Raw genomic sequence first — 19985 nt, 5'->3', positions numbered from 1 at the left:
AGGAGGAAGTTATGAAAGCATTTAAAAAGTTGTTTAAACGTCATACATGGAATTTCGGTATTGTTAGCATTAGCTACAAGGTCAATCGTCGTGTGACAATTTAATAAATAGAATAACTAGTCTAATTAGATTAGTTATCAATCAGAGGAGATTATAAAGTCTCTTCTGATTGATAACTAAAGGAGATAATAAAATGAGCATAAATTTATTTACAATTTTTAGGACAATATGGTTAAGATCAGAAACAAAATTTTTATTTGCTTTTTCTCTACTTCCATTAGTAGTTCCTCTACTGACAAATAGTCCAGATATGGAAGTTTTTTATGTAGCAGGAGATAATGCAAGTTTTAGTTTTTTTGTTAGCATTGTATTTCAATCACAATTTAAACTTATTTTACCAACATTAATTTTTTCTTATATGATTTACTCTACTTTTCGAAATGAATTCAATTCTGGAATAATGTTTCTATACAAAGATTTACCGAAAAATAGAATTTTTCAAGCTAAGTTATTTTCTTTAATGGTTTTATACTGTCTATATACCTTGGTTACCTTATGTACATCATTGATAATTTTCTTTTTATTTTTAAATAAATCAAATATGTTATTCTCAGGTGATGAATTGTTAAGTAGAGAAATCTTAAGCATTTTCAGTATATTCTTTTCTAATTTAGTATCTATTTTAATTATGTCTTATACCTCGCTAAAAACGAATAGAGCAGTAACAATAGTTATCTCAATTTTCTTTGTTTTAGCTTCAATACTTTCTTCTAAGATGGGATGGATGGGTTATCTATTTCCCAATGCGTATATATCGCTATCAAGTGTAAGTGCTTTTACAAGTTTAGCTGCTATGTGTTTGTTGAGCATGGTCTATATTACAGTTTTCTATATTTTATCGTATAAAAAATTTAAAAAAATGGAGTTTTAGAGAATGAATGATAAAACGACAAAATTATCTACTGCGATAGTAACTTTAGGAATTTTGATGTTATCTATTGTTTTATACAGTATTGCTATGACTGGCTTAGTTTTTGTAGAGAAAGAACAACTAGTCAGTGTTTATTTCTATCTTTTAGTTGTTTTAATGCCAGCTTGTTTTATCATACTCCCAAATTATATAGCTAAAAAATATAATTTATATGCTAGTTGTGAAATTAAATTTTCGTGGTATAGATTTATTTTTTTAACAGCCTTACTATTTCTTATAAATCTATTTTTTATTAAAGGCGAAGAATTTTGGTATCAAATGGTTATTGCTAGTTGTGAAGAGTTCCTGTTTCGCTATTGTTTATATCGTATTTTACGAAATAATTTTTCTAAACCTCAGACGTTACTAATATGCTCTTTAATATTTGGAATTTTACTACATTTGAATTATGACATTATAGATAATTTATTGATTCGGAGTCCAATTGGTTTTATACTAGGACTTGTGACTATGCGTTTTGGATTGCATTATTCTATTGCAGCGCATTGGTTTATAAACTTATTAGCTGCATTATTTCAATAAGGAGAAAATATGATTTCAATATTGTTACTTTGCTTGTATTATACAGTATCTACACTATTTTTATTATTTTATTTACCAAATTTATCAGTTATGATACTTGCTTTAATTTTGTATTTATTCCCGATTATTATTCATGGTTACGTATTATATAATAGTAAAAATAAAAAGGACTTAATTTATAAAAGTATCAGTTTGCCTATCATTTCAAGTGTGGCTTATATGATTTTTGCTATTTTGTCTGAAAAAATGTCTATTTGGAAAGTATTTGTGGAAAGAAATATCGTTGTATCAGATGAAATGACAGTGCAGATAGCTCAATCTCCTCTGGAGATGTCTCAGATTATTTTTGTGGTAATTTTATATCTTTCTATATCAATTGTTACTTACTATATAAAGAGTCAGAAAAATAAAAAGGGAGTGAAAAATGTTAACAATTCATAATTTATCTAAAAAATTTGCAGGAAATGATTTCTATTCATTGAGAAATGTTAATTTGGAAATAAATAAGGGAGAAATTGTGGGGTTGATAGGTAAGAATGGGGCAGGAAAATCCACCCTCATGAAATTAATCGCCAAATCCCTGAAGCCGACGGAAGGTGAAATTTATTATAATGAAGTTGAACTGAGTTCAAAAGATTGTTTGCTTCAGGATGTAGGCATTATGATCGATCCTGTATTTTATCCTGAAATGACAGTTGAAGATAATCTAAAATTTTATTTGAGATTGCATAACAAAAAGGAACTTTACAAAAATATTGAACCGACATTGAGATTAGTAGAGCTATGGGAAGTAAGGAAAAGAAAACCGAAGAATTTTTCTTTTGGAATGAAGCAAAGAACAGCTTTAGCAATAGCTCTTGTTGCAGAACCTAATTTTTTAATTTTAGATGAACCCTTTGTAGGATTGGATCCAATAGGTGTTCAAAAATTGATTCTTATTTTGAAAGAATGGGCTAGTCAGAGAAAGATATCGATGTTGATATCAAGTCATCAATTGAGTGAATTAGAATCTCTATGTGATCGCTATGTATACATAGAGTCTGGTTGTTTAGCTGATGAATTTTCTAAACCATCTGGAAGAGATGTATTGATTGAGCTGATAGATGATGAAAACATTTTAATCCTGGAATCTTATCTGTCAGATACTGTTTATATCGAAAATCAGTATTTAGTCATTTCTTCGCAATGTAGTAGAGGAGAATTAAATAAAGTTTTACAATTTTTGGGTGAAAAACAGATGATTTCTTCTATTAGTATGAAAGAAAATCAGTTAAAGGATATTTTTATGGAAAGGTAATGAAATGAAAGATATTTTTTTAGCTGTATTAAGCACAACATGGAATAGAAAAGAAAGTAAGCTATTTTTGCTTTTTAGTCTAATGCCTATTCTATATTTAGCTTCAACATTTATGGAAACAGGTTTTATGAATGTAACTTCAATAGAAACTGGAGCAAAATTAAGTTTTTTAGAAATGTATGATGGTATTTTTAATCTTTCTTTCAATTCAACTCTACCAACCTTATCCTTATTTTTACTAATTTTATCTGTAGTGAGAAGCGATATAGAATTACACCGACTTTTCTTATATAAGGATATAGAGAGGAAAAAGATTTTATTATCAAAAATACTAAGTATACTCTCTTTATTTGCTTTATTTATTTTGATTTTTTCTTTGCTAATGTTTGGTGTTTATTACTTAAGAGTTATCCATCTTCCTTTCGCTTCAGGAGAACTTTTAGGTCAGGATAGTTGGTTGGCCTTATTCTCTATTTTTGGAACGATTTTACATCATGTTTTTTATATATTTCTACTAACTATGATATCGCTGTTTTTCAGTAATATTGCAAGTATTGTAAGTGGCATTATTCTACTCATTTTTACAGGAATTTTACCTCTATTTGGTAAAATTGGTTTGATTTTCCCAAATGGTTTTCGTTTATTAGCCGAGGAGGGGAATTTTCACTTAGCTTATATTGGAATTATTTCATTAACAACATTCTACTCACTTATTCTATTTTATTTTAGCTTAAAGAAATTTAGAAAGGTAGAATTTTAAAATGATAAAGCAAAAAGAGTTTTATCAATATTTATTTCATTGTTTAGATAAACCAAGGTTCTTTATGGGTTTGTTCTTAAGTTTTATTAGCGCAGGAATGGGATTATTGATACCTCAGTTTATAGGTAAGATGATGGATATGTCGTTTTTGACATTTATTTTATCAAATCCGCTAATGCTAATAGGGATGCTATTATTCTTTTTATCTGTTTATACTTTACAGGCCATATCTTCTTATTTACTGGGAATGAGTGGAAATCAAGCTATGAAAAAGATGCAGGAAAGTCTTCATAGAAAAATTTTATCTTTGTCAATAACAGATGTTGAAAGATATCAAGCAGGAGATTTATCAAACCGATTAACAAATGATATGTCGGTAGTATTAAAATTAATTTCGGTAACTTTTCCACAGGTCATTATGAATCTATTTATTATTGTGGGGACTGCTTACTTTTTAGTTTCAATTAATTTTTATTTAACGCTGGTTAGTCTAGTATTAATATTGTGCCTATTATTTGTAACGCTTCCCATAAATGCTAAACTAGAAATGTGTTTTTTAGATCATCAAAATTTATTAGGAAAATTAGCAGGAGATTTAGGTCATAAATTTTCTAAGTTCAGATTAATAAAGTCAATGAATGGTGAAAAGCAAGAAATAAAGATTATGTCTAAAGTTTTTTCTGAACTTTTTAAGAATTTTAGAAAAATATTAGCAATTTCCTCTTTTCAAAGTGCCTTGTTAAATAGTGTAATCATGTTTTTTATCTTGATTATCATCTTAATAGCTGGATGGCAAGTTCAGAAAGGAATAATGACGATCGTGACACTGACTACTTTCATTATTTATGTCATGCAGTTACTGGAACCGACTTCAGAATTAATCCAGTCTTTAGATGATTTTGCTGAAGTAAAAGGGGTAGGAACACGTGTAGTAGAGTTATTTAATTTAGCTTCAGAAGATAATAATTTCTCTTATACAGAAGTAAATGACTTCTCTATTTCCTTTGATGCAGTTTCTTTCAGTTATTCAGAACAAGAAAAACGTGTAATAGATAATTTAAGCTTTCACATTTCATCTGGGCAACATGTTGCGATTATAGGTCCAAGCGGTTCGGGTAAGACAACTCTTTTTTCTTTGTTGATGAAATTTTATCAATACGATGCAGGAGAGATATTGATTGGGGGAAAAAGATTAAGGGATTTGTCTTCGGAGAATGTTCGTGATTTGATTAGTTATACTTCTCAAGATAATACTTTGTTTCATGGAACTCTAAGAGAAAATTTGAGTTATGGGAAAAATAGTAAGGTATCGGACGAGAGGATGTATTTTGTTCTAAAGGAATTAGACCTTCTTAGCTTGATGAATCAATTGCCTAAAGGTTTAGAGAGTCATATATCTGATTCTGGTCAAGGTTTATCTGAAGGTCAGAAGCAGCGATTTAATATAGCACGTTCATTAATGCTTCCGAGTGATATCTATTTATTTGATGAAATTACTGCAAGTTTGGACGTAGAAACTGAGCGAATTATTACGAAGGCTGTGAACTCATTGACTGAAGGAAAGACACGACTAACAATTGCCCATCGATTATCAACGATTCGTGAAGCTGATATAGTGTTTGTTTTTGACGATAATGGAAGAATTGTAGATAAAGGTAAACATGAGGAATTACAATTAAGAAATACTAGTTACCAAAGTTATCTACAGGAACTAAATTAAAGACATTAGAAAAAGTAGTTAAGAAATTTCTGATAGAAAAATTCTTAACTACTTTTCTGCTATGTGTCTATCTCATTCTGTAAGGTGCGAGACAAATAAATACATATAATAAAATGAAACAAAATTTTAAATCTTTTGACTCTCTAAATTCTGAAAAAAATCCGAAAAAGAATGTGTAAGATATAGTTACTTTTAGAAATATTAAATAGAATAGGAGAACATCATGGAACAAAGTATTACCATTAAAAATTTATGTAAGTCATATGGACAAACTCAAATTTTAAAAGATATTTCTTTTGAAGCAAAAACAGGTAGAGTGACTGCTTTCCTGGGTCCAAATGGAGCTGGAAAAAGTTCAACCTTACGTATTTTATTAGGATTAGACAAAGCAACATCTGGTCTTACTAAAATTGGAGATCAAACTTATAAGGAATTAAAATTTCCTCTAAAGATTGTAGGAGCTTCATTTGACAGTGTAGGAGCTCCTGATGATCGGACTGTTTATCAACATTTGAAAATTGTTGCTGCTAGTAATGGGATATCCAGTCAGCGAATTGATCAGGTCTTGGATATGGTGGATATTAGTCATAAGAAAAAATCTAAAATTGGGAAATTATCATTAGGAGAAGGACAACGCTTGGGAATTGCAACAGCTCTATTAGGAAATCCTCAATATCTGATATTGGATGAACCGACTAATGGGTTGGATCCAAGAGGAATTCGGTGGTTTAGAGAGTTTATAAAAAAACAAGCTCAAGAAGGGAAAACTGTCTTGCTATCATCTCATATATTATCGGAAGTGGAAGCAGTAACAGATGATGTAGTTATCATAAATAAAGGAAAAGTTCTTATAAAAGGGACTTTACAAGAAGTGATGAAAAATCTTTCTTCACTAGAAGAAGTCTTCTTTAGTTTAACAGAAGGAGGAAAGTGACATGGGACTTATTTACTCTCTTCATTCTGAAATCTTGAAATTGCTTTATAGGAGAGCTACTCATATTGTACTATTCTTGATACTGGTATTTCAAACATTTTTAGCAAATATTGGTGCTTCTCAAATTGTTTCAGTTGGTATCCATGCTACACCAGAGACAAATCCAGAATTAGCAGAAGCTATACCTCCTATTGAATTTTTAGGTTTTGATGTCACTTTATTTGGTGTTTTTATTATGATTATCCTAGGCTCAATTTACGGAGCCGAGGAGTATAAATGCTCTGCTATTCGTACAAGCCTCCTCTCTATTACAAATCGAAGTACTTTCCTAGTTTCAAAAACATTAGTTTGGCTTGTATTTTCTTTTTTCATTTCCTTTCTATCAATATTCCTTACGATTAACATGACACATTATGTTTTAGGACAAGATGGCTTAATGCTTTTTTCACTAAATGGAACAGTTTGGTTCTATATATTTTTAGCCAGTATAGCTTGGACTTTGTTGGGACTGCTGGCCTATATTATGGCTTTGACATTTAAAACAGCCATTGTTCCTCTATTATTTTTGCTTCCTCAAGTCTACAATTTAGGAACATTCTTAGCAAACTATATATCGATTGCAAAATTTCTTCCAGTTGCATTGGGGCAAGGATTGATTGCTACATCTCCTCAAATTTTAGAACATAATAGTTTACAACATATTTTATTTTTACTTTGTTGGAACTCTTCATTCTTGGCTTTAGCAATTTACCGCTTACTTAAGTCAGATATTGGAGGAGGTGAATAGGTTGAAAGAGCAACTTAAAAGTGAGTATCTCAAGTTTATGATGAATCCTTGGCACTGGTTGATTATAGGTGCTCTATTACTGTGTGTTCCGGCGATGGTTATTTTTTTAAATAGTAAGCCAGACCAGTTGACCCTACAGTTTGTTTTGGAACAGCTACTGCAAAGTCTCTATTTAGGACAGGCAGGTTTCATTAGTCTAGCGGTTCTATTTATAGGTCAAGAATTTACAGGTTCTAGCCTTCGTACCAGTTTTCTTACCTGTCCAAATCGTTTGAAATTTATAATCTGTAAACTAGCTATTGTATTATGTATGGAAATTGTATTATTGGTTGCTGTAATATCATTATGCATACTAATCGCGCAAGTATACTACAATATCAATCTTTTGAGTAATATTAAACATGTTCTAACAATTCTATTTCCAGCTTGTATTTCTATTCTAACCTTCACTCTTTTAAGTGGTATTTTTGTATTTATTTCCCAGTCTTTTATCTTAATTTTGGGAATCAGTTTATCCCTTTTATTGGGCTTGGGACAAATGTTATTACAATTCAGTTCTTTTTTTAGAAATTTACCATTACTGGCTAGTATGAATTGTTTTTATACCTATCCATTGTCTCTTTATTATCCAGTGTGGCAAGGCTTAGGGATACAAATAGTTTGGTTATTAATTGTTTTTCTATTTGCTACATTGATACTCATAGGAAAAAATGTAGGCTAAAGACAGGGGATATCCTGTCTTTTTCTCAGTTGGTGCTATAATATATTCAGGAGGGTGAGTTATGGCTTATAAAATTTTGGTTGTAGATGATGATCTTGCTATTCTTCGCCTAATAAAAAAAGTACTAGAATATGAAAAATATGAAGTAGTCATACGAAATAAGATAGAAGAGATTGATCTTTGTGATTTTACAGGCTTTGACTTGATTCTATTAGATATTATGATGCCTGTTAGTGGTTTAGAAATCTGTCAGATGATTCGCGAGCAGATAACTGTTCCTATCTGTTTTATAACTGCCAAGGATATGGATGAAGATTTAGTAGCTGGAATCAATGCAGGTGCTGATGATTATATTATGAAGCCCTTTAGTATGCAAGAATTGTTAGCACGTGTTAAAATGCACTTACGTCGTGAAGAACGAACTAAAGGAAATGTTCATCAAATAAAGATTGGGAATCTTATACTATATACGGATAGTAAGGAACTATTTGTAAACGATGATAAGATTGCTCTGACAAGGAGGGAATTTGACATAGTGAATCTTTTGGCAAGCAACCCAAGTAAAATATATTCTATTGAGGAAATTTATAATTATCTATATCCACAAAGTTCAGAAGCGCTTTTACGTTCGGTTTCAGAGTACATTTATCAAATTCGTCAAAAGCTGAAACCTTATCAATTAAATCCAATTAAAACCTTATACGGTGGAGGATATCAATGGGTAGAATCAAAAGTTTTAGACAATTAATTCGAGAAACCTGTTGGAGAATTATTTGGCAGTTTAGTCTTGGCTTACTAATGGCCTATCTTATTCCCTTAGCTTCAGTATCTATACAAATAAATGAAGATGGGAAACCTCTAAAAAATAGTGGTGTTCTATCAATTTTTTTCAATGTGTCATCATGGATATATATTTGTGTTTTATTGATTGTTCTAATAAGTTATCACATTGGAAAATTGTTGAAAAAACTGAGTTATGAAATGACTTTGATTTATGAAAATAGTATGTGGTTGGAGAAGGAATGTACAGAAAGTTTAACGGTTAAAGAATTTCGTGAGACAGGAAATCGACTTATTGTGATGCAAGATAGAATTCGACAATTAATAGTTGATGAGAAAGAACAGAAAGAAGATTTGATGTTTCAGGTTTCAGCAGCTTCTCATGATTTAAAGACTCCCTTAACCATTATTAGGGGAAATGTGGAATTTTTGCAGGCGATAACTGAAAACGACCAATCTCAAGAATGCTTAGCAGATATAGAAAGAGCTAGTCAACAGTTACTAGATTATTTCAATCAATTGATTCACTACTCTAAAACCTATTATGATGATGAGACAGGTTGGACGGAGTATTCCTCTTCAGATTTTATCAATGAATTAGAGAAAGAAGTTTCTTTTTTGATAAAAAATCAGATGAAGTTTTCTTTTGAACAAAATGTGAAAGGAACTGAAAACTATTATATAAATTCATCTCTTCTGATTCGTGCCATACAAAATATTTTAACAAATGCTTTGGAGTATGCAGATAAACAGAATCCTAAAATTAACATTAGGGTAGAGCAAGAGGGGAAGGAATTGAAAATAGGCATATGGAATAATGGCTCTGAATTTCCAGAGGAAGTTTTAACTCATTTTGGGAAGCTCTTTTATCGTATGGATAAAGCTAGATCGGTTAAAGAGCAACATTATGGTATTGGACTTAGTTTTGTATGTAGAGTTGCAAAACTACACAAAGGCCGAGTTGAGCTTAGAAATAGAGACGAGGGAGCAGAAGTTTTAATAACTGTGAATTGTATTAAATCATAGCGAGTTACTTGTTAATTTATGATTGAATCGTTTTTATATGTGAGCTTTTAAACTATTTAACGTTTTCGACTAGTATAAGATGTAACAGTAGATAATAAAAACGAATGATGATATCTAGTTGATGAAAACTATTTATCATTCATTCGTTTTTTAATTATTGGATAATTTACGTAGCTTTATCTCGAACGTTGTTTTCCAGCGTTGCGATTTTTGTGTTTTTTCTTGCTTGTGATAGCAGTTGGTTGTTCAGGGGTAACGTCTTTTCGTCCACTTGGTGTAGAGAAAGAACTTGCTTTTGGTGGGTTCTTTGCCAGTTCTTCACGGACTTTTTTGCGAAGTTTTGGACGAACGATATAGTTGACGATAAACTGTTGGAGAATCATCATGAAACCACCGACAACCCAGTAAAGAGTGACACTGGCTGGTGAAATGAGGGAGAAGACGACAATCGTGATTGGGCTCACGTAAGCCATTTTCTTGATTTGATCTCTTTGCGTTTCATCTTCTACTCCGTGAAGTGAAAGGAGCGATTGAAGATAGTAAAGGACACCTGCGCAGGCAACCAAAATCATACTTGGAGAACCTAGAGGAATGCCTAGGTAGCTTGCTTGAGCAACCCCTTCAGTATGTTGGGCAGCAAAGTAAATTGCAGAGAAGAAAGGCATTTGAAGGAGGATAGGGAAACATCCTACACCACCAAACATGCTGATGCCGTGTTCTTTTTGAGCAGCAAAGAGAGCTTGTTGGGCTTCGAGTTTTTCTTCTTGAGTAGTCGCTTCCTTGAGACGAGTTTGATGTGGCTCAAGGACGTGCTTGAGGGCGTTCATCTTTTCAGAGTGAAGCGTTGCCTTCCATGATTGGTAGATACCAAGTGGCAAGATAATCAAGCGCACGATAATGGTTACGATGATGATAGCGACACCGAAGCCTAGACCTTTATCAGTAGCGAAGTACTTGATAGCTTCAGCCATAGGCGCTCCGATAGTATTCCAAATGACTCCTGTTGGTTGTCCTGTTGCTTTATCGACGCTAACACAGCCAGTCAAGACAAGCAACATAGCCATTCCCATAGCCGAGAGTGCAAAACGTTTAATAGATTTCACTGTTTTTATTCCTTCTTTAAAAATTATACCTTTCTATTCTACTGTTTTTTTACAAAATATACAATAGTTCTAGAGACCTAATTTGCGATTTTAAAGTCAGGATAGGGAGGAAAGTTACTCAGTTTGACATCTAAGTAGCTGACTTTTGAAAAAGGTGTGGGTCCTTTGCGGATTTCTTGGATAAATTTCGCCATGATAGCAGATGAGTTTGCTTGGGCTAAGATTTCCACTGTGCCATCGTCGTTATTCCATACCCGACCTGTGATGCCACCAATTTCAAGTGCCAGGCTGTAAACACCCCAACGAAAGCCGACTCCCTGCACCCTACCTTGGGCAATCATTCTAACCTTTTGCATACCAAACCCCTTTGATTGTGTTATAATATTTCTATGACTATTATAACCTCAAAAGCCAATTCTGTGGTAAAAAATGCCAAGAAATTACACCAAAAAAAGTACCGCAAGTCTGCTTATTTGATTGAAGGCTGGCACTTGTTTGAAGAAGCTGTTCAAGCTGGAGTGACGATTGAGAAAATCTTTGCCCTAGAAAATTACCTAGATCAGTTAGCTGCTTTTCCGCAAACTGTCTGGGTGTCAGAGGATATTTTGCTAGATTTGGCGGATTCTCAGACTCCACAGGGAATTGTTGCGGTGGTTCAAAAAGAAGAAGTAGAACAAACTGACTTTAGTCAGGGCAAGTTCTTGTTTTTGGAAGATGTGCAAGATCCTGGTAATGTGGGAACGATCATTCGGACTGCGGATGCAGCAGGTTTTACTGGAGTGATTGTTTCAGAAAAGTCGGCAGATATCTACAGTCTCAAGACTCTACGTTCCATGCAAGGCAGTCATTTTCATCTGCCTATTTACCGGATGTCTAGTCAAGCGCTTCTTAAGGAAACCAAAGAGGCAGGTATCCCAGTGCTGGCAACAACTCTATCTAAAGATTCTGTTGATTACAGAGAACTGCCTCCTATAGAAAATTTTGTACTAGTCATGGGAAATGAGGGTCAAGGAATTAGTCCCCTCATGGCTGAAAGTGCAGACCAGTTGGTTCACATTAGTATGAAGGGACAGGCGGAGAGTTTGAATGTTGCCATTGCAGCAGGTATTTTAATTTTCCATTTAAGCTAATTTTAACTTTCTTTGTTATAATCAAGGAAAGATGTTCATAGAAAAGGAGAAAAGATGAATCACACTATTATTCACGATCGCGCAAGTCTCAATCAATTTTACGCTAAGGTTTATGCCTTTGTTGGTCTGGGGATCGGATTATCCGCTTTAGTATCAGGTCTTATGTTGACGGTCTTTCAATCTCAGTTGGTTTACTTTTTGATGCAGGGACGCCTCTGGTTGACCATTGCTACTTTTGCGGAGTTGGCCTTGGTTTTCGTTGCCAGTAGCATGGCCTTAAAGAATAGTCCAGCAGCTCTTCCAGTATTTTTACTTTACTCAGTATTAAACGGCTTTACCCTTAGTTTTGTGGTGGCCTTCTATACTCCGGGCACAGTTTTATCCGCCTTTGTGTCGAGCGCCCTTCTCTTCTTTGTCATGGCGGCAGTTGGTATGTTTACTAAGAAAGACTTGAGTGGCCTGGGTCGGGCTATGATGGCGGCGCTTATCGGTTTGCTGATTGCCATGGTAGTTAATATTTTCTTGGCTAGCGGTTTCTTTGATTATATGATTAGCGTAGCCATGGTCTTGGTCTTCTCTGGGCTGATTGCTTCAGATAACCAAAAAATTCGCTATGCCTATGAGCAATCACAAGGTCGTGTAGCGACAGGCTGGGTTGTGTCAATGGCTCTTAGTATCTATCTTGATTTTATCAATCTCTTCCTAAGTATTCTACGTATCTTCGGTCGCAATGACTAGAAGGTCCCTGACATCAGTGTTCGAAGGAGCACTGATTTTTTTATATTTGCTCTTTTCTTTTCTTGGAAATAGGTGTATAATGCTTTTAATTAATTTTTTGAGGAGTAGTTTATGAAGAAAAGTTTTATTCATCAACAAGAAGAGATTTCCTTTGTCAAAAACACTTTTACTCAGTATTTGAAAGACAAGCTAGAAGTCGTCGAAGTTCAAGGTCCTATCTTGAGTAGGGTCGGTGACGGGATGCAGGACAACTTATCAGGTGTGGAGAATGCCGTATCGGTCAAGGTTCTCCAAATCCCTGATGCTACTTATGAAGTGGTACATTCCCTTGCCAAATGGAAACGCCATACCTTGGCTCGTTTTGGTTTCGGTGAGGGAGAAGGCCTTTTTGTCCACATGAAGGCCCTTCGTCCAGACGAAGATTCGCTGGATGCGACCCACTCTGTTTATGTTGACCAGTGGGACTGGGAAAAAGTCATTCCAAATGGACAACGCAACATTGCCTACCTAAAAGAAACAGTTGAGAAGATTTACAAGGCCATTCGCTTGACTGAGCTAGCTGTTGAAGCTCGCTATGATATCGAATCCATCTTGCCAAAACAAATCACTTTCATCCATACAGAAGAGTTGGTAGAACGCTACCCAGACTTGACACCGAAAGAACGTGAAAATGCTATCTGTAAAGAATTTGGTGCGGTTTTCTTGATTGGTATCGGTGGTGAATTACCAGACGGTAAACCGCACGATGGACGTGCACCAGACTATGATGACTGGACAAGTGAGTCTGAAAATGGCTACAAGGGTCTAAATGGTGATATTCTTGTCTGGAATGAGTCTTTAGGTGGAGCCTTTGAGTTGTCTTCTATGGGGATTCGTGTTGATGAAGAAACTCTTCGCCGTCAGGTTGCCATCACAGGTGATGAAGACCGCTTAGAATTGGAATGGCACAAGGCTTTGTTGAATGGCCTATTCCCATTGACAATCGGTGGAGGAATTGGACAATCTCGTATGGCCATGTTCCTACTTCGTAAGAAACATATCGGAGAAGTGCAAACAAGTGTTTGGCCTCAAGAAGTCCGCGATACTTACGAAAATATTTTATAGAGAATCGAACCGCAAGGTTCGGTTTTCTTTCTCTTTTCGCCCATAATTTGGTATAATAAACGGTATGAAAATCGTATCAGGAATCTATGGGGGACGTCCCCTCAAGACACTAGAAGGCAAGACAACAAGACCTACTTCGGATAAGGTTAGGGGAGCCATTTTTAATATGATTGGTCCCTACTTTGAAGGGGGACGAGTCTTGGACCTGTATGCAGGTAGTGGTGGTTTATCTATCGAGGCAGTATCGCGTGGCATGTCCAGCGCTGTTTTGGTGGAGCGAGACCGTAAGGCTCAGGCTATCGTGGTTGAAAATATTCAGATGACTAAGGAAGTTGGAAAATTTCAACTCCTCAAGATGGATGCAGAAAGGGCATTGGAACAGGTATCTGGGGAATTTGACCTCATTTTCTTAGACCCTCCTTATGCCAAGGAACAAATCGTAGCAGATATTGAAAAAATGGCTGAGAGAGAGCTTTTTTCTGAAGATGTCATGGTCGTGTGTGAGACGGATAAAGCTGTTGAACTTCCAGAAGAAATTGCCTGTCTGGGCATATGGAAGGAAAAGATTTATGGAATTAGTAAGGTGACAGTCTATGTCAGATAAGATTGGCTTATTCACAGGCTCATTTGATCCGATGACAAATGGGCATCTGGATATCATTGAGCGAGCTAGCAAACTTTTTGATAAGCTCTATGTCGGTATTTTTTTTAACCCCCATAAACAAGGATTTCTTCCTATCGAAAATCGTAAACGGGGGCTAGAAGAGGCTGTGAAACATTTGGGAAATGTTGAAGTCGTGTCTTCTCATGATGAATTGGTGGTTGATGTTGCAAAAAGACTGGGGGCTACTTGCCTAGTGCGAGGCTTGAGAAATGCTTCGGATTTGCAATATGAAGCCAGTTTTGATTACTACAACCATCAGCTGTCTCCTGATATAGAGACCATTTATTTACATAGCCGACTTGAACATCTTTATATCAGTTCATCAGGAGTTAGAGAACTTTTGAAGTTTGGTCAGAATATTACTTGCTATGTTCCCGAGAGTATTTTGGAGGAAATAAGAAATGAAAAAAAAGATTAGATGGCCCTTATATGTCATTGCGACCTTAATTGTGACTTTCTTGGCATTTGTAGTGCCCTTGCCCTACTATATAGAAGTTCCAGGTGGTTCGGAAGATATTCGCCAAGTCCTCAAGGTCAATGATACAGAAGATAAGGAAGCTGGAGCCTATCACTTCGTTACGGTTGGTGTCCAACATGCCACTTTAGCCCATATGATTTATGCGTGGTTGACGCCTTTTACAGATATTCGTAGTGCCCAAGAGACTACAGGTGGCTCTTCCGATATTGAATTTATGCGGATCAATCAATTCTACATGCAGACATCGCAAAATATGGCCAAATATCAAGGACTAAAGACAGCTGGTAAGGATATTGAACTTAAATACCTTGGGGTTTATGTTTTGACGGTGACGGATAATTCGACCTTTAAAGGGATTCTTAACATCTCTGATACGGTCACAGCAGTCAATGATCAGACCTTCGACAGTTCCAAAGACTTGATTGATTACGTCAATTCTCAAAAATTAGGGGACTCTGTCAAGGTGACCTATGAAGAGGATGGGCAAACCAAGTCTGCAGAAGGAAAGATTATCACCTTGGAAAATGGCAAAAATGGGATTGGAATCGGTTTGATTGACCGTACGGAAGTGACCAGTGATGTCCCAATTCGCTTTTCAACAGCTGGTATTGGCGGTCCAAGTGCAGGTCTCATGTTTAGTCTGGCCATCTATACCCAAATAGCTGACCCTGGCCTTCGTAATGGCCGTATTGTTGCTGGTACAGGTACCATTGACCGTGATGGTAATGTGGGGGACATTGGAGGTATTGATAAGAAAGTTGTAGCTTCGGCTAGAGAAGGTGCCGCGATTTTCTTTGCCCCTGATAACCCTGTTAGTGAAGAAGAACAAAAAGCGCATCCAGATGCCAAAAACAACTACCAGACAGCCTTAGAAGCAGCTAAAACAATCAAGACAGATATGAAAATTGTGCCAGTTAAAACTCTACAAGATGCAATTGATTACTTGAAAAACAATCCCTAGTTTTTGAGTGAAGTTTCCAAACTAGCGCACAAACATAGAAGATGGTATAATAGTCAAATGGTTCAATTATTATTCACTCTAAGCAGTCACATGCTCTTTATTTATGTGAGTTTTTACCTTTTAAAGAATCTTGTTAGATGGGAAAAGGTTTTAAAAGTGACAGCTGAGAATACAGGAAAAGTTCGTTTATTAGTAGCCCTTTTCAGTATTGTAATGGGCTACATCATGAGTTCTTTCTTTATCAGCCTATATCAGTTGTGGCAAGAAGCGCTTAGAGGATTATTATAAAATCAAGAGTAAAGGAAATAAGTATGGAAAAAATTGTGGTTCAAGGTGGCGATAATCGTCTGGTAGGAAGTGTTACGATCGAAGGAGCAAAGAATGCAGTCTTGCCCTTGTTGGCGGCGACTATTCTAGCCAGTGAAGGAAAGACCGTCTTGCAGAATGTTCCTATCTTGTCAGATGTTTTCACTATGAATCAGGTGGTTCGTGGTTTGAATGCCAAGGTAGATTTTGATGAGGAGGCTCATCTTGTTGAGGTGGACGCAACTGGCGATATCACTGAAGAAGCCCCTTACAAGTATGTCAGCAAGATGCGCGCATCCATCGTTGTCTTGGGACCAATTCTTGCCCGTGTAGGTCATGCCAAGGTATCCATGCCAGGAGGTTGTACGATTGGTAGCCGCCCTATTGATCTTCATTTGAAAGGTCTAGAAGCTATGGGGGCTAAGATTAGTCAGACAGCTGGTTACATTGAAGCCAAGGCTGATCGCTTGCATGGCGCTCATATCTACATGGACTTCCCAAGTGTTGGTGCTACGCAGAACTTGATGATGGCAGCGACGCTGGCTGATGGGGTCACAGTGATTGAAAATGCTGCGCGTGAGCCTGAGATTGTTGACCTAGCCATTCTCCTCAATGAAATGGGAGCCAAAGTCAAAGGTGCTGGGACAGAGACTATTACCATTACCGGTGTTGAGAAACTTCATGGTACAACTCACAATGTAGTCCAAGACCGTATCGAAGCAGGAACCTTTATGGTAGCTGCTGCCATGACTGGTGGTGATGTCTTGATTAAAGACGCTGTCTGGGAGCACAACCGTCCCTTGATTGCCAAATTGCTTGAAACGGGAGTGGAAGTGACAGAGGAGACTGAAGGAATTCGAGTTCGCTCTCAACTAGAAAAGCTAAAAGCAGTGCATGTAAAAACCTTGCCCCACCCAGGATTTCCAACGGATATGCAGGCTCAATTTACAGCCTTGATGACCGTCGCAAAAGGGGAATCAACCATGGTGGAGACAGTTTTTGAAAATCGTTTCCAACACCTAGAAGAAATGAGACGTATGGGATTGCATTCTGAGATTATCCGTGATACGGCTCGTATTGTTGGTGGTCAACCTTTGCAGGGAGCAGAAGTTCTTTCTACTGACCTTCGTGCCAGTGCAGCCTTGATTTTGACAGGTTTGGTAGCACAGGGAGAAACCGTGGTCGGTAAATTGGTTCACTTGGATAGAGGTTATTACCGATTCCATGAGAAGTTGGCGCAGCTAGGTGCTAAGATTCAGCGGATTGAGGCAAGCGATGAAGATGAGTAAGAAATCAAGCTATGTAATCAAGCGTTTACTTTTAGTCATTTTGGTACTGTTTTTAGGTGCTCTAGCCCTAGGAATCGGCTTAATGGTAGGTTATGGAATTTTGGGCAAGGGTCAAGATCCATGGGCTATCCTGTCTCCGGCAAAATGGCAGGAATTAATTCATAAATTTACAGGAAATTAGGCTGGAGAACCAGTCTTTTTCTAGAGATAAGGAGAAAAATGGATAAAAAAATAAGACAGACGCTGATCGGACTGCTAGTGTTATTACTCTTATCTGCGGGAAGTTATTATATCAAGCAGATGCAGTCGACACCTAATAGTCCCAAAACTAAGGTTAGTCAGAAAAAACAAGCTTCTGAAGCTCCTAGTCAAGAATTGGCAGAAAGTGTCTTAACAGACGCAGTCAAAAGCCAAATAAAAGGGAGTCTTGAGTGGAACGGATCAGGTGCTTTTATCGTCAATGGTAATAAAACAAATCTAGATGCCAAGGTTTCAAGTAAGCCCTACGCTGATAATAAAACAAAGACAGTGGGCAAGGAAACTGTGCCAACTGTAGCTAATGCCCTCTTGTCTAAGGCTACTCGCCAGTACAAGAATCGGGAAGAAACTGGAAACGGTTCGACTTCATGGACTCCTCCAGGCTGGCATCAGGTCAAGAATCTAAAGGGATCTTATACGCATGCGGTCGATAGAGGTCACTTGTTAGGCTATGCCTTAATCGGTGGCTTGGATGGTTTTGATGCCTCAACAAGCAATCCTAAAAACATTGCTGTTCAAACAGCCTGGGCAAATCAGGCGCAAGCCGAGGATTCGACTGGTCAAAACTACTATGAAAGCATGGTACGTAAGGCCTTGGATAAAAACAAGCGTGTCCGTTACCGTGTAACCCTTTACTACGCTTCAAACGAGGATTTAGTTCCTTCAGCTTCACAGATTGAAGCCAAGTCTTCAGACGGAGAATTGGAATTTAATGTCCTAGTTCCCAATGTTCAAAAAGGGCTTCAACTGGATTACCGAACTGGAGAAGTGACTGTTACTCAGTAAAATACAAAATAAACTCCTATGTCACTTGAAGATGTAGGAGTTCTTTCTTACTAGTTTAAGCAGGGATACAATAGACACTGATACTCAATTAAAATCAAAGTGCAAACTAGGAAGCTAGCCGCAGGTTGCTCAAAGCACAGCTTTGAGGTTGCAGATAAAGCTGACATGGTTTGAAGAGATTTTCGAAGAGTATGAGAAAAAATAATATGTACTGGACTATATTTTGTGATATAATAAAGGATAAGATACTATTTTAGGAGAAGAACTATGGAAGACCCAAGTAGTCAGAATTTGTTGCTACAATTTGTTTTATTGTTTATCTTGACGGTGTTAAATGCTTTTTTCTCAGCCACAGAAATGGCCATGGTTTCTCTTAATCGTGCGCGGGTTGAACAAAAGGCAGAAGAAGGAGATAGACGCTATATTCGTCTGCTGAAGGTACTAGAAAATCCTAACCACTTTTTATCAACCATTCAAGTAGGGATTACCCTGATTACGATCTTATCTGGGGCGAGTTTGGCAGACACTCTGGGACGAGAAATTGCATCTTGGCTTGGAAATGGCGAAACAGCTTATGCCGTTGCAAGTTTTCTATCTTTAGCATTTTTGACTTATATTTCCATCGTTTTTGGGGAATTGTACCCTAAGAGAATCGCTCTTAATCTAAAGGATGCCTTGGCGATTCGTACAGCGCCAGTTATCATTGGGCTGGGGAAACTAGTTAGTCCCTTTGTTTGGCTCTTATCTGCATCTACCAATCTCTTGAGTCGCTTGACTCCTATGACCTTTGACGATGCTGATGAAAAAATGACCCGTGATGAAATTGAGTACATGCTGACAAATAGTGAAGAAACATTAGATGCTGACGAAATTGAAATGTTACAAGGGATTTTTTCACTGGACGAATTGATGGCCAGAGAAGTCATGGTTCCTCGAACGGATGCCTTTATGGTGGATATTCAGAATGATAGTCAAACCATCATCCAAAGCATTTTAAAACAAAACTTCTCCCGTATCCCTGTCTATGATGGAGACAAGGATAACGTGATTGGGATCATTCACACCAAGAGTCTCCTTAAGGCGGGCTTTGTGGACGGTTTTGACAATATTGTTTGGAAGAAAATCTTGCAAGATCCACTTTTTGTTCCTGAAACTATTTTTGTGGATGACTTGCTAAAAGAATTGCGCAATACCCAAAGACAAATGGCAATCTTGCTAGATGAATACGGTGGGATGGCTGGTTTGGTGACACTTGAAGACCTCTTAGAGGAAATCGTTGGGGAAATCGATGACGAAACAGATAAGGCTGAAATCGAAGTTCATAAAATTGGAGAAGATACTTATATCGTTCAAGGCACCATGAATCTCAATGATTTCAATGACTACTTTGATGTTGAACTGGCAAGTGATGACGTTGATACTATCGCTGGTTATTATTTGACAGGAGTGGGGACCATTCCAACGACTGAGAAACTCAGCTATGAATTGGTCAGTCAAAACAAACAGCTTATCCTAACCAATGATAAGGTAAAAAATGGACGTGTTACCAAGGTAAAAGTCCAAATTACAGAAGTCGAAATAGAAGAAGAAACAGAGTAAACTAGAGGCTTTTGTCACCGGGCGTGACGAA

The 19985-nt window shown here is 36.6% G+C and carries 24 protein-coding genes; 22 read left to right on the top strand and 2 right to left on the bottom strand.

Annotated elements, in window-relative coordinates; all coding sequences use genetic code 11:
• The first annotated feature begins 193 nt into the window (after positions 1–193).
• From EII37_RS07805 to EII37_RS07755, 11 genes are all read left to right on the top strand, one after another.
• A complete protein-coding gene (locus EII37_RS07805) occupies positions 194–931 on the top strand; it encodes a hypothetical protein (protein ID WP_124788169.1) in 738 nt (245 codons plus the stop codon).
• Positions 932–934: 3 nt separating this feature from the next.
• The gene (locus EII37_RS07800) at positions 935–1513 is read left to right on the top strand and encodes a CPBP family intramembrane glutamic endopeptidase (protein ID WP_124788168.1); all 579 of its coding nucleotides are present in this window, start codon (positions 935–937) and stop codon (positions 1511–1513) included.
• Between the two features lie 9 nt (positions 1514–1522).
• Positions 1523–1954: an Msa family membrane protein gene (locus EII37_RS07795; protein ID WP_077804664.1), complete on the top strand. Its 432-nt coding sequence runs from the start codon at positions 1523–1525 to the stop codon at positions 1952–1954.
• Positions 1938–2810, top strand: coding sequence for an ABC transporter ATP-binding protein (locus tag EII37_RS07790; protein ID WP_124788167.1), 873 nt, complete (start codon positions 1938–1940; stop codon positions 2808–2810). The genes EII37_RS07795 and EII37_RS07790 overlap by 17 nt, the downstream gene beginning before the upstream one ends.
• Positions 2811–2814: 4 nt before the next feature.
• The gene (locus EII37_RS07785; protein WP_124788166.1) at positions 2815–3570 is read left to right on the top strand and encodes a hypothetical protein; all 756 of its coding nucleotides are present in this window, start codon (positions 2815–2817) and stop codon (positions 3568–3570) included.
• Between the two features lies 1 nt (position 3571).
• Complete coding sequence (locus EII37_RS07780) at positions 3572–5290, top strand: ABC transporter ATP-binding protein (RefSeq protein ID WP_124788165.1); 1719 nt, start codon at positions 3572–3574, stop codon at positions 5288–5290.
• Positions 5291–5513: 223 nt separating this feature from the next.
• Positions 5514–6224, top strand: coding sequence for an ABC transporter ATP-binding protein (locus EII37_RS07775; protein ID WP_124788164.1), 711 nt, complete (start codon positions 5514–5516; stop codon positions 6222–6224).
• Between the two features lies 1 nt (position 6225).
• Complete coding sequence (locus EII37_RS07770) at positions 6226–7011, top strand: ABC transporter permease (RefSeq protein ID WP_124788163.1); 786 nt, start codon at positions 6226–6228, stop codon at positions 7009–7011.
• A gap of 1 nt (position 7012) precedes the next feature.
• The gene (locus EII37_RS07765; RefSeq protein WP_124788162.1) at positions 7013–7732 is read left to right on the top strand and encodes an ABC transporter permease; all 720 of its coding nucleotides are present in this window, start codon (positions 7013–7015) and stop codon (positions 7730–7732) included.
• Positions 7733–7793: 61 nt separating this feature from the next.
• Positions 7794–8480: a response regulator transcription factor gene (locus EII37_RS07760; protein WP_124788161.1), complete on the top strand. Its 687-nt coding sequence runs from the start codon at positions 7794–7796 to the stop codon at positions 8478–8480.
• Positions 8450–9538 carry a sensor histidine kinase KdpD gene (locus tag EII37_RS07755; protein ID WP_124788160.1) on the top strand — a complete coding sequence of 363 codons (1089 nt, stop codon included), beginning with the start codon at positions 8450–8452 and terminating at the stop codon, positions 9536–9538. The genes EII37_RS07760 and EII37_RS07755 overlap by 31 nt, the downstream gene beginning before the upstream one ends.
• Before the next feature lie 176 nt (positions 9539–9714).
• On the opposite strand, the gene yidC is transcribed toward EII37_RS07755, so the two are convergent.
• Together yidC and EII37_RS07745 are read right to left on the bottom strand one after the other, a co-directional pair.
• Entirely contained in the window at positions 9715–10641 is a 927-nt protein-coding gene (gene yidC / locus EII37_RS07750) for a membrane protein insertase YidC (protein ID WP_124788159.1), read from the bottom strand.
• Between the two features lie 77 nt (positions 10642–10718).
• On the bottom strand, positions 10719–10997 hold the full coding sequence (locus EII37_RS07745) for an acylphosphatase (RefSeq protein ID WP_124788158.1): 279 nt from the start codon (positions 10995–10997) through the stop codon (positions 10719–10721).
• Positions 10998–11030: 33 nt separating this feature from the next.
• Between EII37_RS07745 and EII37_RS07740 the strand changes: the two genes are divergently transcribed.
• From EII37_RS07740 to EII37_RS07685, 11 genes are all read left to right on the top strand, one after another.
• On the top strand, positions 11031–11771 hold the full coding sequence (locus tag EII37_RS07740) for an RNA methyltransferase (RefSeq protein WP_124788157.1): 741 nt from the start codon (positions 11031–11033) through the stop codon (positions 11769–11771).
• Positions 11772–11825: 54 nt separating this feature from the next.
• On the top strand, positions 11826–12509 hold the full coding sequence (locus EII37_RS07735; RefSeq protein WP_124788156.1) for a Bax inhibitor-1/YccA family protein: 684 nt from the start codon (positions 11826–11828) through the stop codon (positions 12507–12509).
• A gap of 111 nt (positions 12510–12620) precedes the next feature.
• Positions 12621–13613 carry an aspartate--ammonia ligase gene (gene asnA / locus EII37_RS07725; protein ID WP_045612763.1) on the top strand — a complete coding sequence of 331 codons (993 nt, stop codon included), beginning with the start codon at positions 12621–12623 and terminating at the stop codon, positions 13611–13613.
• A 64-nt stretch (positions 13614–13677) separates the two neighbouring features.
• A complete protein-coding gene (rsmD, locus tag EII37_RS07720) occupies positions 13678–14217 on the top strand; it encodes a 16S rRNA (guanine(966)-N(2))-methyltransferase RsmD (RefSeq protein WP_124788155.1) in 540 nt (179 codons plus the stop codon).
• Complete coding sequence (coaD, locus tag EII37_RS07715; protein ID WP_124788154.1) at positions 14207–14695, top strand: pantetheine-phosphate adenylyltransferase; 489 nt, start codon at positions 14207–14209, stop codon at positions 14693–14695. Before rsmD ends, coaD begins: the two co-directional genes overlap by 11 nt.
• The gene (locus EII37_RS07710) at positions 14679–15716 is read left to right on the top strand and encodes a SepM family pheromone-processing serine protease (protein ID WP_124788153.1); all 1038 of its coding nucleotides are present in this window, start codon (positions 14679–14681) and stop codon (positions 15714–15716) included. Before coaD ends, EII37_RS07710 begins: the two co-directional genes overlap by 17 nt.
• A gap of 57 nt (positions 15717–15773) precedes the next feature.
• Entirely contained in the window at positions 15774–16004 is a 231-nt protein-coding gene (locus EII37_RS07705; protein WP_023943444.1) for a DUF1146 family protein, read from the top strand.
• A gap of 23 nt (positions 16005–16027) precedes the next feature.
• Positions 16028–17311 (top strand): UDP-N-acetylglucosamine 1-carboxyvinyltransferase, encoded by a 1284-nt coding sequence (gene murA / locus EII37_RS07700; protein ID WP_124788152.1) that lies wholly within the window; start codon positions 16028–16030, stop codon positions 17309–17311.
• Entirely contained in the window at positions 17304–17492 is a 189-nt protein-coding gene (locus tag EII37_RS07695; protein WP_025171934.1) for a DNA-directed RNA polymerase subunit beta, read from the top strand. Before murA ends, EII37_RS07695 begins: the two co-directional genes overlap by 8 nt.
• A 38-nt stretch (positions 17493–17530) precedes the next feature.
• A complete protein-coding gene (endA, locus tag EII37_RS07690; protein ID WP_124788151.1) occupies positions 17531–18355 on the top strand; it encodes a DNA-entry nuclease EndA in 825 nt (274 codons plus the stop codon).
• 267 nt (positions 18356–18622) lie between these two features.
• Complete coding sequence (locus EII37_RS07685) at positions 18623–19954, top strand: hemolysin family protein (RefSeq protein WP_124788150.1); 1332 nt, start codon at positions 18623–18625, stop codon at positions 19952–19954.
• The last annotated feature ends 31 nt before the right edge of the window (positions 19955–19985 follow it).

The organism is Streptococcus sp. OH4692_COT-348 (assembly GCF_003859975.1).
Classification (GTDB): domain Bacteria; phylum Bacillota; class Bacilli; order Lactobacillales; family Streptococcaceae; genus Streptococcus.
The sequence above is the reverse complement of the archived record's forward strand: the minus strand, read 5'-3'. Positions and strand labels throughout refer to the sequence as shown.